Raw genomic sequence first — 20,146 nt, 5'->3', positions numbered from 1 at the left:
CGCCGGTTTTTTAGAACAATTCTTCGACTTCTTCAGTTTTTTCAACCGGCTCTTCGCCAAATTGAATTTGCGGTACACTTCCTGAAACGTATTGCGTCGGCTCCGTGCCCAACTTGAAGTATTCAAAGGTACTGCTGTCATCGGTACGACGGCTTAACAGCCCAGTGGCCTGATCAATACGTACTGAAGAAATACCTACGGGAGTTGGTAAAGACTTTTCAGCATAAGCGGGCAATACAACTCGCATGTAGTTTAGCCAAGCTGGCAGAGCAGTACGAGCACCAGACTCTGTGCCTGCACTTTGATTTCTGTCTAAATTGGCATTCCACAAGGCACGGCCTAAGCTACGGTTAGCATCATCAAAACCAACCCAACTTGTTACAACAAGTTGCGGGGTAAAGCCTGAAAACCAAGTATCTTTAGAGTCGTTGGTGGTACCGGTTTTACCCGCAATATCTCGACGTTTTAGGCTTTGTAATTGCCAGGCCGTACCATTCCAGCCTGTGCCTTGTCGCCAATCGCCACCGCCCCAAACGCTGCTTTTTAAGGCATCGGCGATTAAGAACGCATTTTGGGCAGAAATAACTTGTGGCGCATATTGTTCTGTTGCCATGGCGTTAAGGCCAGTTAATTCATCTACTGTCGCGTCGGTCAGCTCGGCAGAACTGTCTGGATTTTGCTGTTCGCCACAGGCTTGGCAAGCCAACAACGGTTGATGTTGATAAACCACTTTACCTTCGGCATTGATAACTTTATCAACAACATAAGGCTGAACCAAATGGCCACCATTAGCAAAAACGGCATAGCCAGTAACCACTTCTAATGGGGTTAATGAGGCTGAACCCAGCGCAAGCGTTTCGTTACGTGGCAGGTCGCTTTGTGCAAAGCCAAATTTTTGCAAATGGGCAATACTGGCATCAACCCCGATACCGCGCAATAAGCGGATCGACACGACGTTTTTGGATTTAGCTAAAGCTTCACGGATGCGAATTGGTCCATCATAAACGGCGGGTGAATTCTTCGGCCGCCATGCAATACCCGCGTTATTATCCCATTGATGGATGGGAGCATCATTCATGATGCTGGCTAAAGTATAGTTTTGCTCTAAAGCCGCAGAATAGATAAAAGGTTTTACGTTTGAGCCGACTTGACGCTTGGCTTGTGTTACGCGATTAAATTGGCTTTGTGAGAAGCTGTAGCCACCAACTAATGAGCGGATCGCACCGTTTTGCGGGTCTAATGCCACCAAAGCACTACTGACTAAAGGCACTTGGCTTAAACGCCAGGCATTATCTTGCTGACGTACTAAAATACTCATGCCGGGTGCTAAGATGCTGGCAGCAGATTTTGGTGCTGTACCTTGACGATCATCAGCAATAAAGTTACGCGCCCATTTTAAGCCATCCCATTCCAAAGTGAGAGTTTGGCCGCCTTTTAAAATCACTTCCGCACTTTGTTGCGCCACGCTCAATACTACCGCTGGCACTAAATCTTCGATTCCCTGTTGTTGGTCAAGAAACTGGGTAAGTGCCACGTCATCTAAACGCCCGCTTTCGTTAAACACAGGAGACTCATCATCGTTACTGACAAATTCGGCCTGCCACGCTCTGGCAACAGGGCCGCGATAACCATGGCGTTCATCGTAATCGTAGATATTTTGCTGTAACGCTTGTTTGGCAGCGGCTTGTTGTTGACTATTGATAGTTGTAAAGACTTTAAAGCCATCAGCATAGGCGACTTCTTCACCGAACAAGTCAACCATTTGTTGCCGAACCATTTCAGCAATGTAGGGTGCTGATGCGGTAATTTGTGCACCATGCAAGCGGCTGGTCACAGGTGCAGCAATGGCGTTTTCATAAGTTGCTTGATCGATAGCGCCGGTATCGAGCATCCGACCTAACACCACGTTACGTCTAGCGCGAGCGTTACTGGCAGAACGAACGGGGTTAAGGATGGATGGCGCTTTAGGTAAACCCGCGATAATGGCAATTTCGTCAACCGTAAGTTCAGTGACAGACTTGCCAAAGTAAACTTGTGCAGCAGCACCGACACCAAAAGCACGTTGACCTAGTTCAATTTTATTTAAATAAAGCTCTAAAATTTCTTGTTTAGTCAGTAGCTGTTCAATGTGGATCGCTAAAAAGATCTCTTTTACTTTACGAATGATTTTTTTCTCACGCGATAAAAAGAAATTTCGAGCTAATTGTTGGGTGATGGTACTGGCACCTTGGCTTAATTCACCCGACGTCGCTACTACACTGGCGGCACGAATAATACCAATAATATCAATACCAGGATGTTCATAAAAACGAGTATCTTCGGTTGCTAGGAAAGCTTCGAGCAATAAGGGGGGCATTTGCTCTAAGGTTAAAGGTATGCGGCGTTGCTCGCCAAACTGGGAGATCAGTTCGCCATCAGCGGTGAATACTTGCATGGGGGTTTGCAGCCGCACATCTTTTAAAGTGGCAACATCAGGTAGGTCATCTTTTAGAACAACATAGGTAATACCGATAGTGGCGACACCTAAAAATGTCATTAAGACGAACAAAATAAAAAGCTTTTTAACCCACGACACCGTTGGCCCCCAATTTTTAACTCCCAATTTGACAATAACGCTGCTAGTATATATTTATTAGGTTGAGATTAAACGCTTTTTCTTGCCAAAAACCTGTGACTGGACTAAGAATACCTAAACAAAAATCGATAAATAATAATACGGCTGCAAGGCGCTATGATTAAAAGCCTGTTTAGTAAACAATCACCCATAATGGTGGGCATTGACATCGGTTCTCACACCGTGAAAGCAGTGCTATTAAGTATGCACAGTGGCTACTACAGGGTAGAAGCCTTTGCAGTTGAGCCCATGGTAAAAGGCGCAATGGCAGATCGTGAGATCCAAGACATTGAAGCTGTTGGTAATGTGCTGGCGAAAATTCGTAAAAAAATTCCACGTAATGTTAAGTTTGCGGCTGCAGCTATTTCTGGTTCTACCGTTATCAGCAAAGTCATTTTCATGGATGTGTCATTAACTGACGCTGAACTTGAAAGCCAAATTGAAGTTGAAGCGGATACTTTAATTCCTTATCCATTAAATGAAGTTAGTCTTGATTTTGAAAAACTTGATGTTAATGAAGCCGATCCTTCTAAAGTTAACGTGCTTTTAAGTGCTGCTCGAACTGAAAGTTTAGAAGCGCGAGTCGCTGCATTAGCCGATGGCGGTTTTACAGCAAAGGTCGTCGATGTTGAAAGCTATGCGTTAAGTCGATCAGCAGAGTTATGTTTAAGTCAGTTACCTGCGGATGCCGCCAATAAAGTGGTTGCTATGATAGACATTGGTGCAACCATGACATTATTAAGCATTGTTGAAGGTGGCAAAACACTCTATACCCGTGACCAAGTATTTGGTGGCGAACAATATACTCGCAGTATTTTGTCTTACTACAATAAAAGCTACGATGAAGCTGAAACTGCCAAAGTTTCTGGTGATTTACCCCCTAATTATACTTTCGAAGTGTTAGCACCTTTTCAAACTATGTTACTGCAACAGATCCGGCGCGGTATTCAAATGTACTTAACCAGCAGTGGTAAAGAAACACTGGATTACATCGTAGTGTCGGGTGGTTCAGGTATGATTGAAGGTATCGATAAGTTATTAATTGACGAGTTAGGCATTCATACTGTGATAGCTGATCCCTTTAACAGTATGGAAGTGGCGTCATCAATTGACCGCGATCTTTTAGATAAGCATGCTCCACAATTAATGGTAGCCAGTGGGTTAGCCTTAAGGAGTTTTTCACCATGGCACATATAAACCTACTGCCGTGGCGTGATGCGGCTCGAAAGGAACGTCAAAAAAACTATGTGATGGTATTGGCTTTTACCGCATTAATGAGTTTTTTGGTGTTTTTTTTAATTAATATGATTTACAACGCACGTTTAGAAGGCCAAGCGAAGCGTAATCAGTATCTGCAAAGTGAAATTAGCATCTTAGATCAACGAATTGCCGAGATTAGCCGTTTAAATGAAACCAAACGCAGTTTGCAACAACGTTTAACATTAATTGAGCAACTGCAAAGCAGCCGAAATTTAGGTACGCAAGTGATGTCTGAAATTGCGACCATCATTCCAAACGGTGTTTATTTGACACAATTAGAGAAAAAAGGCTCGATGTTACTGTTAGTGGGGAAAAGTGAGTCAAATAACCGACTGTCTAATATGCTGCGTGAAGCGGAGCAGTCAGAGTTATTAGCAGAGCCTTACCTCGAGTTTATTCAAGCTGCCAAAGAGCGCTCAAGTTTATTAAGTGATTTTCAAATGCACTTAAAAATTGTCGGCTTTGAAGCCCTAGACAACAGCAACGCAGAGACTAAAAACAATGCACAGGGAGGCCGGAAATGAGCCTCAACATGAAGTTATCTGATATTGATGTTAATGATTTAGACTTAGACAATATGGGCTCTTGGCCTGTATTGGTGAAAGTGATTTTTGCTGCTATTTTAGCGGCCTTGGTGTCAGTAATCAGTTATTACTTATTAATCGACAGTAAAATTGACGAGTTGGCGAGCGCGAAACAAAAAGAAACCGAACTGATGCAATTGTATCAAACCCGCTATGCGGTTGCGGTGAACCTAGAAGCGTATCGCGAACAAATGAAAGAAATGCAAGATTCATTAGCTTTCTTATTAAAACAGCTACCGACCACGTCTGAAACGCCTGGTTTGTTGGATGACATTACCTATGTTGGCACAACAAGCGGTTTAGTTTTTTCCAAAATTAACTGGGAACCGGAAGTTGAAAAAGAATTCTACACCGAGCTGCCAATTAAGATTGATGTGACCGGCGATTACCATCAATTTGGTAACTTTGTCAGCGAAGTGGCTAAATTACCGCGTATTGTCAGTTTGCATGACTTTAATATTCAAGCTGAAAAAGACGGTAAACTAAGGTTCAATGTGGTCGCAAAAACCTATCGCTATAAGGAGAACAGCCAATGAGAGCCATACTGCTAGCCGGTACCTCAGTGCTGCTACTCAGCGGTTGTTTTGATAGCGTCGACCATATTCAAGCACATATGGATAATGTAAAAGCCAATACACGGCAACGTATTGAACCGTTACCGCAAGTAAAAGAGTTTTCTCATATCAGTTATGCGGCTGCAAATGAACGTAGTCCTTTTGCAGAACCTACGCCAGAAGCAATTCAGGAACGACTCTTGCAACAACAAGATTGTTTGTATCCTGATCCTAATCGGCGCAAAGAACTGCTGGAAAGATTTGCGTTGGAAAACCTGACAATGCGCGGTACTTTAGGGGATGGTGATAAACTCTGGGGCTTGATTGAATCTGCTGACAAGTCTTTATACAGAGTAACAATTGATAATTATTTGGGCTTATTCAGTGGCAAAGTAATCAATGTAGAGCCAACTTATATCGATTTACTGGAATTAATTCCTGATGGTTCTGGCTGCTGGGTGGAACGTGAAACACGGATCCAGATGTACGATGCTGCGACTGCAGGTAACTAGGTGTGCGAGTGAATCATGGATAAATTAATAAAAATTAAAAATGTAGGACGCAAAGTTAGCAGACTTGGTTTGTTATCGTGGTTATTGCTTGCTTTACCTGCTAGTGCAGCGCCTTTGCTCTACGAGGTTCGTTTCAATCCATTACTTAATGGTGAAACCGAGATCGAGTTCGTGTTCGATGAACCTTTGCTGCAAGAGCCGGACATCAGCCTGTTAAATGAGCCATCGCGTTTAAACGTGCGCTTTGCTGAAGCTGAGCTGGAACAGCGTATTGCGGATGTGGCGATTAATAATGCTGGCGTTAGCCGAGTGAAGTCTACCTTGTCTGAAGGTGGCATTAATTCTGTTATCAGCATGGATTCCTTAAAAGTCTACCGCACCAGACTTGATGGTAATGTCTATGCTGTGCATCTCGCAAATTCACCACAAATTGTTAAAGCGGGTTCGACATCTGAGCTTAATCCAAGCTTTATTAATAAGTTGCAGGCAATTGATTTTCGTCGTGGTGATAAAGGCGAAGGCCGAATTTTAGTATTTTTAAAAGAAAATGCAGCGGCAGTTGATGTGCAAGAGCGTCTTGGCAAATTAGAAATTGAATTCTATAACACCGATATTCCCGATGAGTTACTTTATCAGCTTGATGTCGGCGATTTTGCGACAGTAGTGAAAGGTATTGAAACTTTTAAAACTAAAACCTCTACGCGTTTAGTGATTGATGCCACAGATCAGTTCACTTTTAACTATCAGCAAATCGACAATATTTTTACGGTTACTATGCAACGTGATTTGACCAGCCGGAGTATTTTAGGTGGTGGTCGTGATTATAAAGGCCGTGCTATTTCTTTGAACTTCCAAGATATTCCGGTAAGAACTGTACTACAAATTATCGCCGATTATAACGGCTTCAACTTAGTCACCAGTGATTCTGTTGTTGGTAATATTACTTTGCGCTTAGATGGTACTCCGTGGGATCAGGCCTTAGATATCGTGATGCGTGTTAAAGGTTTAGATAAGCGTATGGAAGGTAACATTCTGTTGGTGGCGCCAACTGAAGAGTTAGCCGCGCGAGAAGCGAAAGAATTAGAAGTATTACAGCGGGTGGAAGAGTTAGAGCCTTTGTATTCAGATTTCTTACAAATTAATTATGCAAAAGCCGTTGATTTAGCGCTGTTGTTGTCCAATAAAGATGCAACATTACTTTCTCCTCGCGGCAGTGTTGTCGTGGATGAACGCACCAATACCATCTTAATCAAAGATACAGCCCGTAACATTGAAAATGTCCGCAGATTAATTGAACGTTTAGATATTCCTGTACGCCAAGTTTTAATCGAATCGCGTATTGTCACGGTAAATGACAGCGTAACGGATGAGCTTGGTATTCGTTGGGGTTTTAGTGATCAACAAAGTACCAGTGGCGGTGATCGCGGTGTCTCAGGTAATGCCACCGGCGCTAATGGTATTTCAACGGGTGGTTTCCCAGCGTTAGATGATCGTTGGAATGTAAATCTGCCCGTTTCTAGCCCTGCTGGTAGTATTGCCTTTCACGTTGCTCGGTTAGCTGACGGGACTTTGTTAGATCTTGAATTATCGGCGTTAGAGCAAGAAAACAAAGGTGAAGTGATTGCTAGTCCACGCATCACAACTTCTAACCAAAAAGAAGCGAGTATTGAGCAGGGTGTTGAAATCCCTTACGTGCAAGCAGCTTCCAGTGGTGCGACAACGGTAGAATTCAAGAAAGCCGTGTTGAGCTTAACGGTGACACCGCAAATCACCCCAGACAACAAGATTATTTTAGACTTAGTCATTACCCAAAATACCCGTGGTGAGACAGTACAAACGCCTACAGGCCCAGCTACAGCTATTGATACACAGCAAATTAAAACGCAAGTGTTAGCCGACAACGGCGAAACTATTGTGTTAGGCGGTATCTACCAGCAGCAAGTGGTATCAACGGTTACTAAAGTACCGTTACTGGGTGATCTGCCTTACATGGGTGTGTTATTCCGCAACAAAAGCGAATTAAACGAGAAAAGCGAGCTGTTAATTTTCGTTACACCACGTATTTTGACTGAAGGCCAGCCTTAATTCAGGCACAAGCGATGGTCGCTGACCATCGCTTGTGCGGATGACGCTGTCAGAATTAACTTGCCAATCAAAGGGCATTCCTGACATAATTCAGCGCTTCAAATTTTCGTGGGAGCCTAGTGGTCCTTGAATTCAACTTTTCTTTGAGTTAGCTGATTTAGCAATACGACATATGGCAGAAAAACGTAATATCTTCCTTGTGGGGCCAATGGGTGCAGGTAAAAGCACAATCGGCCGCCATTTAGCAGACATGCTGCATCTTGATTTTTATGATTCTGATCAGGAAATTGAACGACGCACTGGTGCCGATATCGCCTGGGTTTTTGACCTCGAAGGCGAGGAGGGTTTTCGGGTGCGTGAGGAAAATGTCATTCAGGATCTAACTGAATTACAAGGAATAGTATTAGCGACCGGTGGTGGCTCAGTTATCAGTAAAGAAACGCGCAATAGGTTATCTGCCCGCGGTATCGTGGTCTATTTAGAAACGCCTATTGAAAAGCAAGTGGCCAGAACACAACGTGATAAAAAGCGGCCATTATTGCAAACAGAAGAAGAGCCAAAAGAAGTTTTAGAACGTCTAGCAGCTGAACGCAACCCGCTATATACGGAGATTGCTGACTTTACTGTTCGTACCGATGAACAAAGCGCCCGCAATGTAGCTAACCAGATTATTGAGCAACTGGGTTTTTAATCATTAAAGGAGAACTGCATATGCAAGAAGTTGCTGTACAACTTGGCGAGCGCAGTTATCCCATCATCATCTCCGATACGTTTCCTGCATTACTCCCTGAGCTAGCGAAAGCGGCTCAGGTAGTGATTGTTTCAAATCCTACTGTTGCTGAACCATATCTGGCCGCTGTCAGTGCGTTATTCCAGCAACCGGTAAAACATTTCCTTTTACCAGATGGCGAAGCCTATAAAACGCTGGCATCGTTTGAGCAAGTGCTATCCTTTTTGTTAGAGCAAAAAGTGTCACGGGATGCGGTGCTTGTCGCATTAGGTGGCGGCGTAATTGGTGATATGACCGGTTTTGTTGCAGCGTGTTTCCAACGTGGTGTGCGCTTTGTACAAATTCCGACCACCTTATTGGCGCAAGTTGATTCATCCGTCGGTGGTAAAACCGCAGTTAATCATCCGTTGGGTAAGAATATGATCGGTGCGTTTAAACAGCCCGAGCAAGTGTTAATCAATACCAGTGTGCTAAGCACCTTACCTGATCGCGAATTTGCTGCAGGCATGGCAGAGGTGGTGAAATACGGTTTATTAGGCGATGCAGCTTTTATTCAGTGGTTGTTAGCTAATGCGCCGGCTATTCAACGTAAAGAGCCGCTAGTATTAGCGCAAATGATTAAACATTGCTGCAAAATGAAAGCCGATATTGTTAGTCGTGACGAAACCGAGCAAGGCGACCGTGCCTTATTAAACCTTGGTCATACTTTTGGTCACGCTATTGAAGCCTTTTTGGGCTACGGCGAATGGCTGCATGGTGAAGCGGTTGCCGTTGGTATGGTGATGGCGGCTAAACTTGCGCAGAGTCGAGGTTGGTTAAGCGATAACGACCTCACTCAAACCATCGCATTATTACAGGCTTTTAACTTACCTATTGTTGCACCTGCTCAGATGAGCATTGCAGACTTTCTGCCGTATATGAAAACAGATAAAAAAGTGAAAGAGGGCAAGATGCGTTTTATTCTGCCAACGGCGTTAGGTGCCAGTAAAGTGGTTGCGGATGTAACCGAGCACGAACTTAGCCAAGTTTTTGCCTGATGAAAGTACGCGGCCTCCAACAACAGCTGGCCAATTCTGGATATTTGCTGCCCTCGCAACGTGATGTGTTATCGCGCTTATTATTTCAATTAGCCTTTAATGATTTTTCCCGCCTCGCTATTATTGGTGCTTCAGGCAGTGGTAAATCGACATTGGCTCTCGCCTTAGCTGAATTATTTTCTGAAGCTGAAGAAATCTCGGTCAATGTTGCAATGCTTCAAGCACCGATTGCTGAGGCATTATTAGCTTCGCAGCTTGGCAAACAATGGTTCGCGACCAGTGATTTAACCGAGCAAAATCTATTGCAGCGTTTGCAAAACGTTGACGCCGATACCCGTTATATTTTAATTACCGATAATCCCGAGCTATTAAGTACTGAGCAATATGCTTGGATCTTAAGTTTACCGGTGACATTATTTGTCTTCACGACGCAAGCGGATAGTCAGATGCAGCTTAACTTGACGATCCCTGGGCTTACCTTAGCGGATTGCGAGCAGTTGTTACAGGCAGAACAATTAGATCCCTTAGCGTTAGCGGAACGTTTTGCCAACTGTCAGAATAACCTGCATAAATTAATTAGCCCAGCGCCTGCACGAACGGCTCGGGCGGCACGCAAGCCCGTGGTTAGCAGACCCAAAGCCCCCTTAATTGCAGCAAGCGTAGGCGCGGCACTGATCGTATTGTTTATTCTCACTAGTTGGTTAAATTCAACACCTTCTGCAGATCAGGCAAAGCCTGTTGCAGAGATGGCCATTGTACCCATACCGCAAGAGCAATCAGCTACAGCAAGCCCTGAAACGATTGGTGCAACGAGTCAATCAGCGCTGATTGATTTATCTAATGACGCTAGGATGCCAGAGTTAGCTGAAGCAGAAGCTGAATTAGAAGCCGAGCCCGAGCCCGCTATAGTCGATATGCCCAGCAACGCTGAGAACATTAAGGCTGTTGTTATTGACGAGGCCAAAACGGTCGTTGCAGAACCGACAGTAGCAACCACATTAAATAATGTGCAGCCATTACCTGCTAAGTTATTACAAGAATCAGTGCTTACCCCTGAGCCTGAAGTGAAACGCGAACAAGACACGCCGAAGGTGCATCAGCACGGCGCATTACTTGCCACGCCTGCTCAACACTTTGTTGTGCAAATCGCGGTATTATCGAGTGAAAACGCGTTAAGCCGATTTAAGCGTAACTATCCAAAATTATCGATACAAGTGTATCAACGCAGTTGGCAGGGGCGAGGTCAATGGGTCATCGTCAGCCAAAGTTTCGCCAGCAATACCGCCGCTAAACAGTATGTGCAACAATTACCCAGCGCGCTGAGTTCAGCTGGGCCTTTTATTAAAAGTGTGGGTGCTGTCCAGCAAGAGATCAAAGCTTGGCAACGATTGCAACTGGCCCAAAGTAGTCAGGATAATTAAGTGGTACAGAAAAGAAGTCGTGCCTTTTTAAAGTGGGCGGGTGGTAAATATAATCTAGTCGAACAGTTGCAGCGGCATTTGCCCGCAGCTGATTGTTTGGTTGAGCCTTTTGTCGGTGCGGGCTCCGTTTTTTTGAACACGCATTATCCGTCTTACAAGCTAAACGATATTAATGCTGATCTGATTGAATTATATAAAATTGTTCAGCAGCAGCCAGAGCGTTATATTGCTGACGCTCGTCAACTTTTTGTGCCCAGTGCCAACGAGCGCACAAGCTATATCCGCTTTCGGCAGCAGTTTAATGAGCAACAAGATACCTATCAACGTGCTTTGTTATTTTTGTATTTGAATCGCCATGGTTACAACGGTTTATGTCGTTACAACCTGTCTGGCAAGTTCAACGTACCCTTTGGTAGTTATAAAAAGCCTTATTTCCCAGAGGCCGAGCTGTATTTCTTTGCGGAAAAAGCACAGCTCGCCGAGTTTACCTGTAGCAGCTACCAAGATGTCTTTCAGCAGTTAACTGTTGGCGCCTCTGTGTATTGTGATCCTCCTTATGTCCCTTTAAGTAAAACGGCCAGTTTCACTAGCTATGCGCGGCAGGGTTTTACTTTAGATGATCAGGCGCAGTTAGCGATTTTAGCCGAGCAAGCGCAGGCCAATGGGCATAGCGTATTGATCAGTAATCACGATACGACTTGGACTCGGAAGATTTATCAGCAAGCAGAGTTGCATACCATAAACGTTAGTCGTTCAATCAGTCAAAAGGGCAGTGCTAGGGGTAAGGTTGCAGAGTTATTTGCGTTATATCTGGCCGAGCAAAAAAGCAGTTAAGGGACGACGAAGCTAACGATCAATAATAAGACACTCACAAATAGCGCTGCCATCAGAATGCCTGTGATAATGTAAGGTACCGCGCTGTCGCTTTGAAAATCTTGTAAGCGTTGTTTTTCAGACTGCACACCAATAAAAGCGCCGAGCACGGCTTTGATAATTTGCCAAGTACTTGCTTTCGTGTGGCTCATACCAAGAAACTAAGAAGGGTTATTGTTGCTAGGAGACATACGACTTAAAAGTTCTAGAAAATCAACAAAATGGAACTGTACAGAGCGACTATCGCCAGACAACCAACTCACCCAATTACGTTGAATTTCTTTACAGCCAACAAGGTTGTCAGAGCATTGCGACAAACTATCTATTTGCCAAAGCGCAACAGCAAACACCATACCACTGATGGCAAGCATTGATTTGCTGGTTTTAGTTAGTTTCATGTTAAATCCTGTTAACGACGCATAACTTCCTTATATTAGTAGATTACACCACCAGATACAAGCTGATTATTTATTAAGCACTGTATCGGTGGCGTAAGTTAGTGATGGAAACGAGATTTAGAAGCTTTTTGAGACGCCAAACACCACACGACTATCAGCTAAATATAAATCTTTAACATCGGTATCGATATAGGCTAATGATAACCCAAGACCCAATACCTCAGTGCTGACCGTGACACCGTAGTCTAAATAGCTTAATGAGCTATCGTCTGAATATTCGTTTTGACCAACATGAAAATCAACAGCCAGATTATCGGTTAACGCTAAGCTGTAACCGGCATAGACATAGTAGTAGTTACCACTGTTGCCATAGTAATCATCGCTGTAGGCTAAGCCTAAGCTGAAGTCTTTGTAAGCAACAGAACCGTATAGTTCCCAGAAGTTAGAGCCTTCGAACTCGGTGTTTGGGTAGCCATAACGCATAATACCTACGTCGGCCGACCAACCTTCAGCAATATCACCGCTCCAACCTAACATCACGTCTAGCTCTAAAGTGCCAGTACCACCGAAATCAACGCTTGAGCCCCATACTGACAAATAGATGCCTGACTCATCACTTAAGGTTAAAGCACCCTGTAAGGCTGCCGCTTCGTCCGTTTGTGAAATACCACGGAAGGCATAGTCAGAAACAAAGGTGACATCGCCACTCACTTCTACCGCGTGGCTCTGCATGCTGGCCGCGCTCATGGCTACAAATAAGGTGCTATAAGTTGCTACAGATAGTTTTTTTAATAATGTCATTATTGTTTCCCCTCATATTGGATTCATCTAATTGTTTCCAAGATATATGCCATGTGGAAATTTTCATTAATAAACAGCACCTTAGTTTTTTTGATCGACTTGGTTTGCTAAGTTTTGCGACATCTTGGTGCAGCTATGCTTGTATTTTGTGCAGCACGGCTTAAGCCGTTGATGCATTCTGTTGAATAATTCAGTAAAGTCGGTGTTTTTCCAAGGAGAACACTGATGCAACCATTTTTAATCGCGCCGTCTATTCTGTCTGCTGACTTTGCTCGCCTAGGTGACGATGTAGCCAAGGTGCTCTCTGCTGGAGCGGATGTGGTGCACTTTGACGTGATGGATAACCATTATGTCCCTAACCTCACTATGGGGCCGATGGTTTGCCAAGCGTTGCGAGATTATGGTGTGACGGCCCCCATCGATGTGCATTTGATGGTTGAGCCTGTCGATAGCATGGTGCCGCAGTTTGCTAAAGCCGGCGCCAGTATTATTACTTTTCATCCCGAAGCCTCTCGGCATATCGACCGTACCTTACAGCTGATCAAAGAACACGGTTGCCAAGCTGGCTTGGTGTTTAATCCTGCAACACCGCTCAGTTATCTGGATTACGTTATGGATAAAATTGATGTGGTGTTATTGATGTCGGTGAATCCCGGTTTTGGTGGCCAGAAATTTATTCCTGCCACGCTCGATAAGTTACAAGAGGCACGGCAACGTATTACGCAAAGTGGTCGGCCAATCCGTTTAGAGGTTGATGGTGGCGTTAATTTAGATAATATCGCTGACATTGCTCGTGCGGGTGCCGATATGTTTGTCGCTGGCTCGGCTATTTTTAACACGCCTGATTATGCGGCAACGATACAAGCGATGCGAGCCGAATTAGCAAAAGTCTGCTGTTAATGGCTTTTTTGCTGCGAGCTTAGCCGACAACAGCGTATAATAACGCGCTTACATGGTTTTAAAACAGGATATTGCAAAGAATGAGTCGTAAACCGATAGTGCTAAGTGGCGCACAACCTTCAGGACAATTGACGATTGGTAATTACCTTGGGGCATTGCGTCAATGGGATGAAATGCAAAATGATTACAATTGCTTGTATTGTATTGTCGATTTGCATGCCATTACAGTGCGTCAAGATCCTACGGCGCTGCGTAGTGCTTCCTTGGATAGTTTGGCACTTTACTTAGCCTGTGGGATCGATCCGGCTCGTTCTGCGGTCTTTATGCAGTCACATGTGCCTGAACATAGCCAATTAGCTTGGGTATTAAATTGTTATACCCAGTTTGGTGAATTAAGTCGTATGACACAGTTTAAAGATAAATCAGAGCGGCATAACAATAACGTGAATGCCGGTTTGTTTACTTACCCGGTGTTAATGGCGGCCGATATTCTACTTTATCAAGCAAATCAAGTGCCTGTAGGTCAAGATCAAAAGCAACATTTAGAATTAGCTCGTGATGTTGCCAGTCGTTTTAATGCGTTGCATGGTGATATTTTTACGGTGCCTGAGCCCTTTATCCCAGCGGTAGCCGCGCGTGTCATGAGCCTACAAGAGCCGCAAAAGAAGATGTCAAAGTCTGATGAAAACCCTTGGAATTTCGTTGGCTTATTAGAAGATCCCAAAGTGATCAGTAAAAAGTTTAAAAAAGCGATGACAGACTCTGAAGATCCACCACGCGTTTACTTTGATCAAGAGAATAAACCTGGTGTAGCAAACTTATTGAATATTCTCAGTGGTGTAACCGGTAAAACGGTAACAACCTTAACCAATGAATACGAAGGTAAGATGTACGGCCATTTAAAAACAGATGTGGCCGATGCCGTGATTGGTTTATTAGAACCGGTACAGCAGCGCTTTAAAGAAATCAGAGCGGATCAAACCTATATGCAGCAAGTCATGCGAGCTGGTGCCGCTAGTGCTCGTGAGCATGCCTGCAAAACGTTAGAGCAGGTGAATGCCGCTGTTGGTTTTGTCACGCCTTAAGTTGGTTTGGGTCTGGAGTTAATACCCTATGCTGCTGATGATCGACAACTATGATTCTTTTACTTGGAATCTGGTGCAATATTTTGCTGCCTTAGGGCAGCAAGTTGTGGTGCGCCGCAATGATGACATCAATGTCGAACAGATCCGCAGCATGGCTCCGCGTTATCTGGTGATTTCACCGGGGCCGGGTAACCCTAGTCAAGCGGGCATCAGTTTAGCCGCTATTGAGGCTTTTGCCGGTCAGATCCCCATTTTAGGGGTTTGCTTAGGACATCAGGCGATAGCACAAGTATTTGGGGCTAAAGTGGTGCGGGCGTCCCGTGTGATGCACGGTAAAAACTCGATTATTCAACATCAGCACCAGTCGGTGTTTCAGCAGTTACCCTCACCACTGAGTGTGACGCGTTATCATTCGTTGTTGGTAGAGGCCGCAAGCTTACCGGCAAATCTGCAAGTCAGTGCCACAACTATTCCGCTTAATGAAAACGAGCCGCCTGAAATTATGGGCCTGTACGACCCAGCCTTAGCACTACATAGTGTGCAATTTCATCCGGAAGCGATTCTCAGTGAGCAAGGACAGCGGATGCTCGCAAATTTTTTAGCAGTGACTATTTAAGCTTTTCATAAAAATAGCGCGGTTTACCGCTAAGGCATAGGCTGCTGCATCTCGCCGAGCATTTCGCTTTCATTGAATATTCTTAAGAAGCGCTTGAATATTCATTTCCACTGCAAATCTATCTGTATCCCTTGTTTTTTCAGGTGTTGCTACAGATGTAGATGCAAGACAACGTCAGTATAATCTGTAATAATGGCGCTATAACGATGTCAATACTGACACCTATACGTGCAAGCTATTCCCTACAAATAAGCGAAAGAGGAACACGAATATGACCGCAGAGATCCAAGTAACCCGAGCTTTGTTCGATGACGTAATGGTACCCAATTATGCTCCAGCAAAATTGATACCGGTAAAAGGGCAAGGCGCTCGCGTTTGGGATCAAGAAGGTCGGGAATATATCGACTTTGCAGGTGGTATTGCGGTCAGTAGCTTAGGTCATTGTCATCCTGCGTTAGTGAATGCGTTAAAAACGCAGGCTGAAAAACTGTGGCATTTAAGTAATGTTCTCACTAACGAGCCTGCGCTGCGTTTAGCGAAAAAGTTAGTCGACGCGACCTTCGCCGAAAAAGTGTATTTTTGTAACTCGGGTGCTGAAGCTAACGAAGCGGCCTTTAAATTAGTGCGTCGTTGGGCTTTAGACAATTTTGACGAGAGCAAGCAAGAAATTATCTCGTTTGGTAAGAGTTTCCATGGTCGGACATTCTTTACCGTCACGGTCGGCGGCCAAGCGTCTTATTCTGACGGTTTTGGTCCAAAACCTGGTGCTATTGTGCATGCTGAATTTAATAACTTAGACAGCGTGAAAGCGCTGATCTCGGATAAAACCTGCGCCATCGTTGTTGAGCCCATTCAAGGTGAAGGCGGCATTATTCCGGGCGATGCAGCGTTTTTAAAAGGGTTACGTGAGCTGTGTGATCAGCACAATGCCTTATTAGTTTTTGATGAAGTACAAACAGGCGTTGGTCGCACAGGCCAGTTATATGCGTACATGAACTACGGTGTCACGCCCGATATATTAACCACGGCAAAATCGCTTGGTGGCGGTTTCCCGGTGGGCGCTATGTTAACCACCACGGCGATTGCACAACATTTAAAAGTGGGTACCCATGGTAGTACTTATGGCGGTAACCCCTTAGCTTGTGCCGTTGCTGAAGCCGCAATCGACACCATCAATACCCCTGAAGTATTAGAAGGGGTATTGAAAAACGAAGCTATTTTCCGCGAGTGTTTAGCCACGATTAATGCCGAGCACAAGGTGTTTGCCGAAGTGCGTGGTAAAGGCATGTTGTTAGGTGCGGTATTAAACGAGCAATACAAAGGCCGTTCACGTGAGTTTTTCTTAGCGGCAGCTGACCATGGTTTATTTGCTTTAGTTGCTGGCACCGATGTTGTGCGCTTTGCACCCTCTCTGGTTATTACCGAAGCTGAAATTCGTGAAGGTATGAAGCGTTTTGCATCTGCCGTGGCGCAAGTTGTCAAAGGCTAAGCGGTTTACGTGTTTTTGCTTGTCGATAATCGTTAATTCAACTGCATGCTCAGTCAAACTTGGGGCTTTTAGCTCTGAGTTGCGACCGCGGCCTGTATCAGAATGGAGTAAGCTAGCATGATGGTGATTCGCCCGATCCGAGCGAATGATTACCCCGCACTGTATCAAATGGCGGTAGAGTCAGGACATGGCTTTACCTCGTTGCCGGTTAATGAAGAGCTGCTGATGCGTAAAATCAGTCGTTCGATGGCGTCTTTTAATAAGACCGTCAGTTCGCCCGGAGACGAAGGTTATTTGTTTGTGCTGGAGGATACGTCGAGTGGCCAGGTGTGTGGTACCAGTGCGTTAGAGGCCGCCGTAGGGCTAGAAGATGCGTTCTATCATTATCATCTTGGTAAGGTCGTGCATAGCTCGAAAACCTTAGGCGTGTACAAAACGGTCGATATCTTGACGTTATGTAATGACTACACGGGCGTAAGCGAATTATGTACTTTGTTTTTGCGACCGCCGTTTCGCCAGAAGTTTAATGGCCGCTTGTTGTCTAAAATGCGCTTTTTATTTTTAGCTGAGTTTGCTGAACGTTTCTCAGATAAAATTATTGCCGAGTTACGTGGTGTATCTGATGCCCAAGGTAACTCACCATTTTGGCAATGGTTACAAGCCCACTTCTTTTCAGTTGATTTTCCAACGGCAGATTACTTAACAGGCATTGGTCAAAAAGAGTTTATTGCCGAACTGATGCCAAAATATCCAATTTATGTCAGTTTGCTGAGCAAAGCCGCACAGCAAGTGATTGGTCAGGTGCACGAACAAACCCGCCCGGCGCTCGCTTTGTTAGAGTCTGAAGGTTTTTCTTGTCGTGGTTACGTCGATATTTTTGATGCAGGCCCAACGGTAGAAGCGCGCATTTCACAGATCAGAGCCATCCGAGACAGCCAGCGTTTACAAGTGCGCATTGCTGAGGCAACGGGAAGTGGTGAGGCCTATATGATTTGTAATACGACCCTAAGCGATTTTCGAGCTTGTTGGGCAGAGTTACAACCGCAGGCCAATAGTACAGAAATTAGCATTCCCGCCGAACTCGCTAAGGCCTTGCAGGTCAATGCTGGTGAGTGGGTGCGGATCAGCAAACTATAATAATAGGAGAGACAGATGAGCCAAGCAGTGCAGTTTATTAACGGTCAATGGCAGGCAGGTGAAGGTCAAGCTTTTCACTCTATCGATCCCGCAAAAAATAAGGTTATTTGGCAAGGCCAAGCGGCCAGTGCCACGCAAGTTAAGCAAGCGATCCTTGCAGCGCGTCAAGCACAAATTGCTTGGGGATACTTGGGTTTTGCAGAGCGTGTGGTGTTTGTTAAACAGTTCGCCGCCCAACTAAGCAGCCATAAAGAACAACTGGCGGCCTGTATTGCTGAAGATACCGGCAAAGCGTTATGGGAAAGCCTAACCGAAGTGGGCGCCATGATCGGTAAAATAGACATTTCAGTGCGCGCCTATGAAGAACGTACCGGCACCAAAGAAAACCCGATGCCACAAGGGCGAGCGTTTTTACGTCATAAACCACATGGTGTTGTGGCGGTGTTTGGCCCGTATAATTTTCCCGGCCACTTGCCTAATGGCCACATTGTACCCGCACTTCTCGCAGGTAATACCGTGGTGTTTAAACCGTCGGAATTAACGCCAAAAGTAGCAGAATTAACCGTTAAGTTATGGCAACAAGCCGAACTTCCCGCCGGTGTGTTAAACCTAGTGCAAGGTGAAGTTGATACAGGTAAAGCCTTGGCCAGTGATGATGGCATTGATGGCTTGTTCTTTACCGGGAGTTCTCGCACCGGCCATTATTTACATCAACAGTTTGCCGGCCGACCAGAAAAAATTCTGGCACTGGAAATGGGCGGAAATAACCCCTTAATCGTGCAAGATGTGGCAAATATTGATGCTGCGGTGCACGATATTGTGCAATCGGCCTTTATTACCTCAGGCCAGCGCTGTACTTGTGCTCGTAAGTTATTTTTACCTGTAGGCGCTAATGGTGATGCGATTTTACAGCGCTTGTTAGAGGTTAGCCGCAACATTCAAGTGGGTGAATACGATGCCCAGCCGCAGCCATTTATGGGGGCCATGATCTCCGTCCAAGCAGCGAAAGGGATGTTAGCCGCGCAGCAGCAGCTGGTGGCGTTAGGCGGAGAGATCTTACTGCCGTTAAGCCAACCTTATGCCGATAAAGCCTTGGTCACGCCAGGTATTATTGAGTGTACGCACATTACTGATTTTCCAGATGAAGAGCACTTTGGCCCCTTATTAAAAGTGTTCCGCTTTAGCGATTTTGATGCCGCCATTGCTGCAGCGAATAACACCAGCTTTGGTTTGTCAGCGGGCTTGTTAAGCGACAGCCATGAGCTGTATCAACACTTCTACAAGCATATTCGTGCGGGTATTGTAAACTGGAACCGGCCTATCACAGGTGCCAGTTCAGCGGCGCCATTTGGTGGTATAGGTAAAAGTGGTAATCATCGTGCTAGCGCTTATTATGCCGCCGATTATTGCGCTTATCCCGTGGCGTCGGTAGAGTTAGAACAAGTGGTGTTACCCGAACAATTATCACCCGGCTTACAATTTTAAGTGCGTCAGTTTATCGGCGCTTCGGCGCCGATTTGTTTTTCATGACATTGTTTGCTTAAATAAAGAGAGTTGATAAAACAACATTTTGGCTGTTTATCAGCAAATCTCGCCGCACTATGACGATATAGGTACAGTATGGTTATTGATAAAGTCGGTTATGAGCATCTTATTCAGTTTTTAACTGAACATTTAGATTTATTTACAACTCAAGGCTCTGCAGATGTATCGGGTAAATCGATAGGCGCTTTATTAGAAGAGCATATTGCTGAGCAAATTATTACCTTATGCACGCAACATCAAGAACTCGAAATGAATCATCGTGCACTGATTATCCGTGAGATTGACGGTATCATGTATGATTTTCAAGAAATCCTTGCCTCGGTATTAGATAATACCGCCACGCCACAACAAGTCGAATTAATTAACGAGATCGCGCTGTTAATTAAAAATTTATTTGATAACGCCATTGCCGAATTATTTGATTAACAATTACTGATGTTACCCGTATAAACGTTATGGCTGCTCGGCAGCTAATGTACGATTTTACTAGCGGCACACTGGGCTT

Annotated in this window: 20 protein-coding genes; 16 read left to right on the top strand and 4 right to left on the bottom strand. The window is 44.8% G+C overall.

Going from position 1 to position 20,146, the window contains the following annotated elements; translation table 11 throughout:
* Window positions 1-10 precede the first annotated feature (10 nt).
* Window positions 11-2,575 (bottom strand): penicillin-binding protein 1A, encoded by a 2,565-nt coding sequence (locus ACUJFK_RS15825; RefSeq protein WP_445425429.1) that lies wholly within the window; start codon window positions 2,573-2,575, stop codon window positions 11-13.
* Between the two features lie 156 nt (window positions 2,576-2,731).
* Here ACUJFK_RS15825 and ACUJFK_RS15820 point away from each other — a divergent pair, with 156 nt between their 5' ends.
* The 9 genes from ACUJFK_RS15820 (at window position 2,732) to ACUJFK_RS15780 (ending at window position 11,631) form a co-directional block, all read left to right on the top strand.
* Window positions 2,732-3,811, top strand: coding sequence for a pilus assembly protein PilM (locus ACUJFK_RS15820; RefSeq protein WP_226751060.1), 1,080 nt, complete (start codon window positions 2,732-2,734; stop codon window positions 3,809-3,811).
* Complete coding sequence (locus ACUJFK_RS15815; RefSeq protein WP_306177714.1) at window positions 3,799-4,398, top strand: PilN domain-containing protein; 600 nt, start codon at window positions 3,799-3,801, stop codon at window positions 4,396-4,398. The genes ACUJFK_RS15820 and ACUJFK_RS15815 overlap by 13 nt, the downstream gene beginning before the upstream one ends.
* Window positions 4,395-4,994, top strand: a complete 600-nt coding sequence (locus ACUJFK_RS15810; RefSeq protein ID WP_226751062.1) for a type IV pilus inner membrane component PilO — start codon at window positions 4,395-4,397, stop codon at window positions 4,992-4,994. Before ACUJFK_RS15815 ends, ACUJFK_RS15810 begins: the two co-directional genes overlap by 4 nt.
* Window positions 4,991-5,524: a pilus assembly protein PilP gene (locus ACUJFK_RS15805; RefSeq protein ID WP_445425428.1), complete on the top strand. Its 534-nt coding sequence runs from the start codon at window positions 4,991-4,993 to the stop codon at window positions 5,522-5,524. The genes ACUJFK_RS15810 and ACUJFK_RS15805 overlap by 4 nt, the downstream gene beginning before the upstream one ends.
* A 15-nt stretch (window positions 5,525-5,539) precedes the next feature.
* On the top strand, window positions 5,540-7,609 hold the full coding sequence (locus ACUJFK_RS15800; protein ID WP_226751064.1) for a type IV pilus secretin PilQ: 2,070 nt from the start codon (window positions 5,540-5,542) through the stop codon (window positions 7,607-7,609).
* 172 nt (window positions 7,610-7,781) lie between these two features.
* A complete protein-coding gene (gene aroK / locus ACUJFK_RS15795) occupies window positions 7,782-8,300 on the top strand; it encodes a shikimate kinase AroK (protein ID WP_226751065.1) in 519 nt (172 codons plus the stop codon).
* Between the two features lie 20 nt (window positions 8,301-8,320).
* Window positions 8,321-9,376, top strand: coding sequence for a 3-dehydroquinate synthase (gene aroB, locus ACUJFK_RS15790; protein ID WP_445425427.1), 1,056 nt, complete (start codon window positions 8,321-8,323; stop codon window positions 9,374-9,376).
* Window positions 9,376-10,797: an SPOR domain-containing protein gene (locus ACUJFK_RS15785; RefSeq protein WP_445425426.1), complete on the top strand. Its 1,422-nt coding sequence runs from the start codon at window positions 9,376-9,378 to the stop codon at window positions 10,795-10,797. Before aroB ends, ACUJFK_RS15785 begins: the two co-directional genes overlap by 1 nt.
* Window positions 10,798-11,631, top strand: a complete 834-nt coding sequence (locus ACUJFK_RS15780) for a Dam family site-specific DNA-(adenine-N6)-methyltransferase (protein WP_445425425.1) — start codon at window positions 10,798-10,800, stop codon at window positions 11,629-11,631.
* Here ACUJFK_RS15780 and ACUJFK_RS15775 read toward each other — a convergent pair.
* From ACUJFK_RS15775 to ACUJFK_RS15765, 3 genes are all read right to left on the bottom strand, one after another.
* Entirely contained in the window at window positions 11,628-11,822 is a 195-nt protein-coding gene (locus ACUJFK_RS15775; RefSeq protein WP_226751069.1) for a DUF2970 domain-containing protein, read from the bottom strand. The genes ACUJFK_RS15780 and ACUJFK_RS15775 overlap by 4 nt on opposite strands.
* 9 nt (window positions 11,823-11,831) lie before the next feature.
* Window positions 11,832-12,068: a hypothetical protein gene (locus tag ACUJFK_RS15770; protein ID WP_445425424.1), complete on the bottom strand. Its 237-nt coding sequence runs from the start codon at window positions 12,066-12,068 to the stop codon at window positions 11,832-11,834.
* 117 nt (window positions 12,069-12,185) lie between these two features.
* Window positions 12,186-12,869: a TorF family putative porin gene (locus ACUJFK_RS15765; protein WP_445425423.1), complete on the bottom strand. Its 684-nt coding sequence runs from the start codon at window positions 12,867-12,869 to the stop codon at window positions 12,186-12,188.
* A gap of 225 nt (window positions 12,870-13,094) precedes the next feature.
* On the opposite strand from ACUJFK_RS15765, the gene rpe reads away from it, so the two are divergent.
* The 7 genes from rpe (at window position 13,095) to ACUJFK_RS15730 (ending at window position 20,067) form a co-directional block, all read left to right on the top strand.
* A complete protein-coding gene (gene rpe, locus ACUJFK_RS15760; RefSeq protein ID WP_267867517.1) occupies window positions 13,095-13,769 on the top strand; it encodes a ribulose-phosphate 3-epimerase in 675 nt (224 codons plus the stop codon).
* Window positions 13,770-13,849: 80 nt separating this feature from the next.
* Window positions 13,850-14,854: a tryptophan--tRNA ligase gene (gene trpS / locus ACUJFK_RS15755; RefSeq protein WP_229586502.1), complete on the top strand. Its 1,005-nt coding sequence runs from the start codon at window positions 13,850-13,852 to the stop codon at window positions 14,852-14,854.
* A gap of 28 nt (window positions 14,855-14,882) precedes the next feature.
* On the top strand, window positions 14,883-15,470 hold the full coding sequence (locus tag ACUJFK_RS15750) for an anthranilate synthase component II (RefSeq protein ID WP_445425422.1): 588 nt from the start codon (window positions 14,883-14,885) through the stop codon (window positions 15,468-15,470).
* Window positions 15,471-15,741: 271 nt separating this feature from the next.
* Entirely contained in the window at window positions 15,742-16,959 is a 1,218-nt protein-coding gene (locus tag ACUJFK_RS15745; RefSeq protein ID WP_226751074.1) for an aspartate aminotransferase family protein, read from the top strand.
* Between the two features lie 117 nt (window positions 16,960-17,076).
* Window positions 17,077-18,096 (top strand): arginine N-succinyltransferase, encoded by a 1,020-nt coding sequence (gene astA, locus ACUJFK_RS15740; RefSeq protein ID WP_226751075.1) that lies wholly within the window; start codon window positions 17,077-17,079, stop codon window positions 18,094-18,096.
* A 15-nt stretch (window positions 18,097-18,111) separates the two neighbouring features.
* Window positions 18,112-19,581, top strand: a complete 1,470-nt coding sequence (gene astD / locus ACUJFK_RS15735; protein WP_445425421.1) for a succinylglutamate-semialdehyde dehydrogenase — start codon at window positions 18,112-18,114, stop codon at window positions 19,579-19,581.
* A 135-nt stretch (window positions 19,582-19,716) separates the two neighbouring features.
* Window positions 19,717-20,067: a DUF3802 family protein gene (locus ACUJFK_RS15730; RefSeq protein WP_306177704.1), complete on the top strand. Its 351-nt coding sequence runs from the start codon at window positions 19,717-19,719 to the stop codon at window positions 20,065-20,067.
* Window positions 20,068-20,146 lie beyond the last annotated feature (79 nt).

This window comes from Alishewanella sp. HL-SH06 (assembly GCF_052656265.1).
The sequence above is the reverse complement of the archived record's forward strand: the minus strand, read 5'-3'. Positions and strand labels throughout refer to the sequence as shown.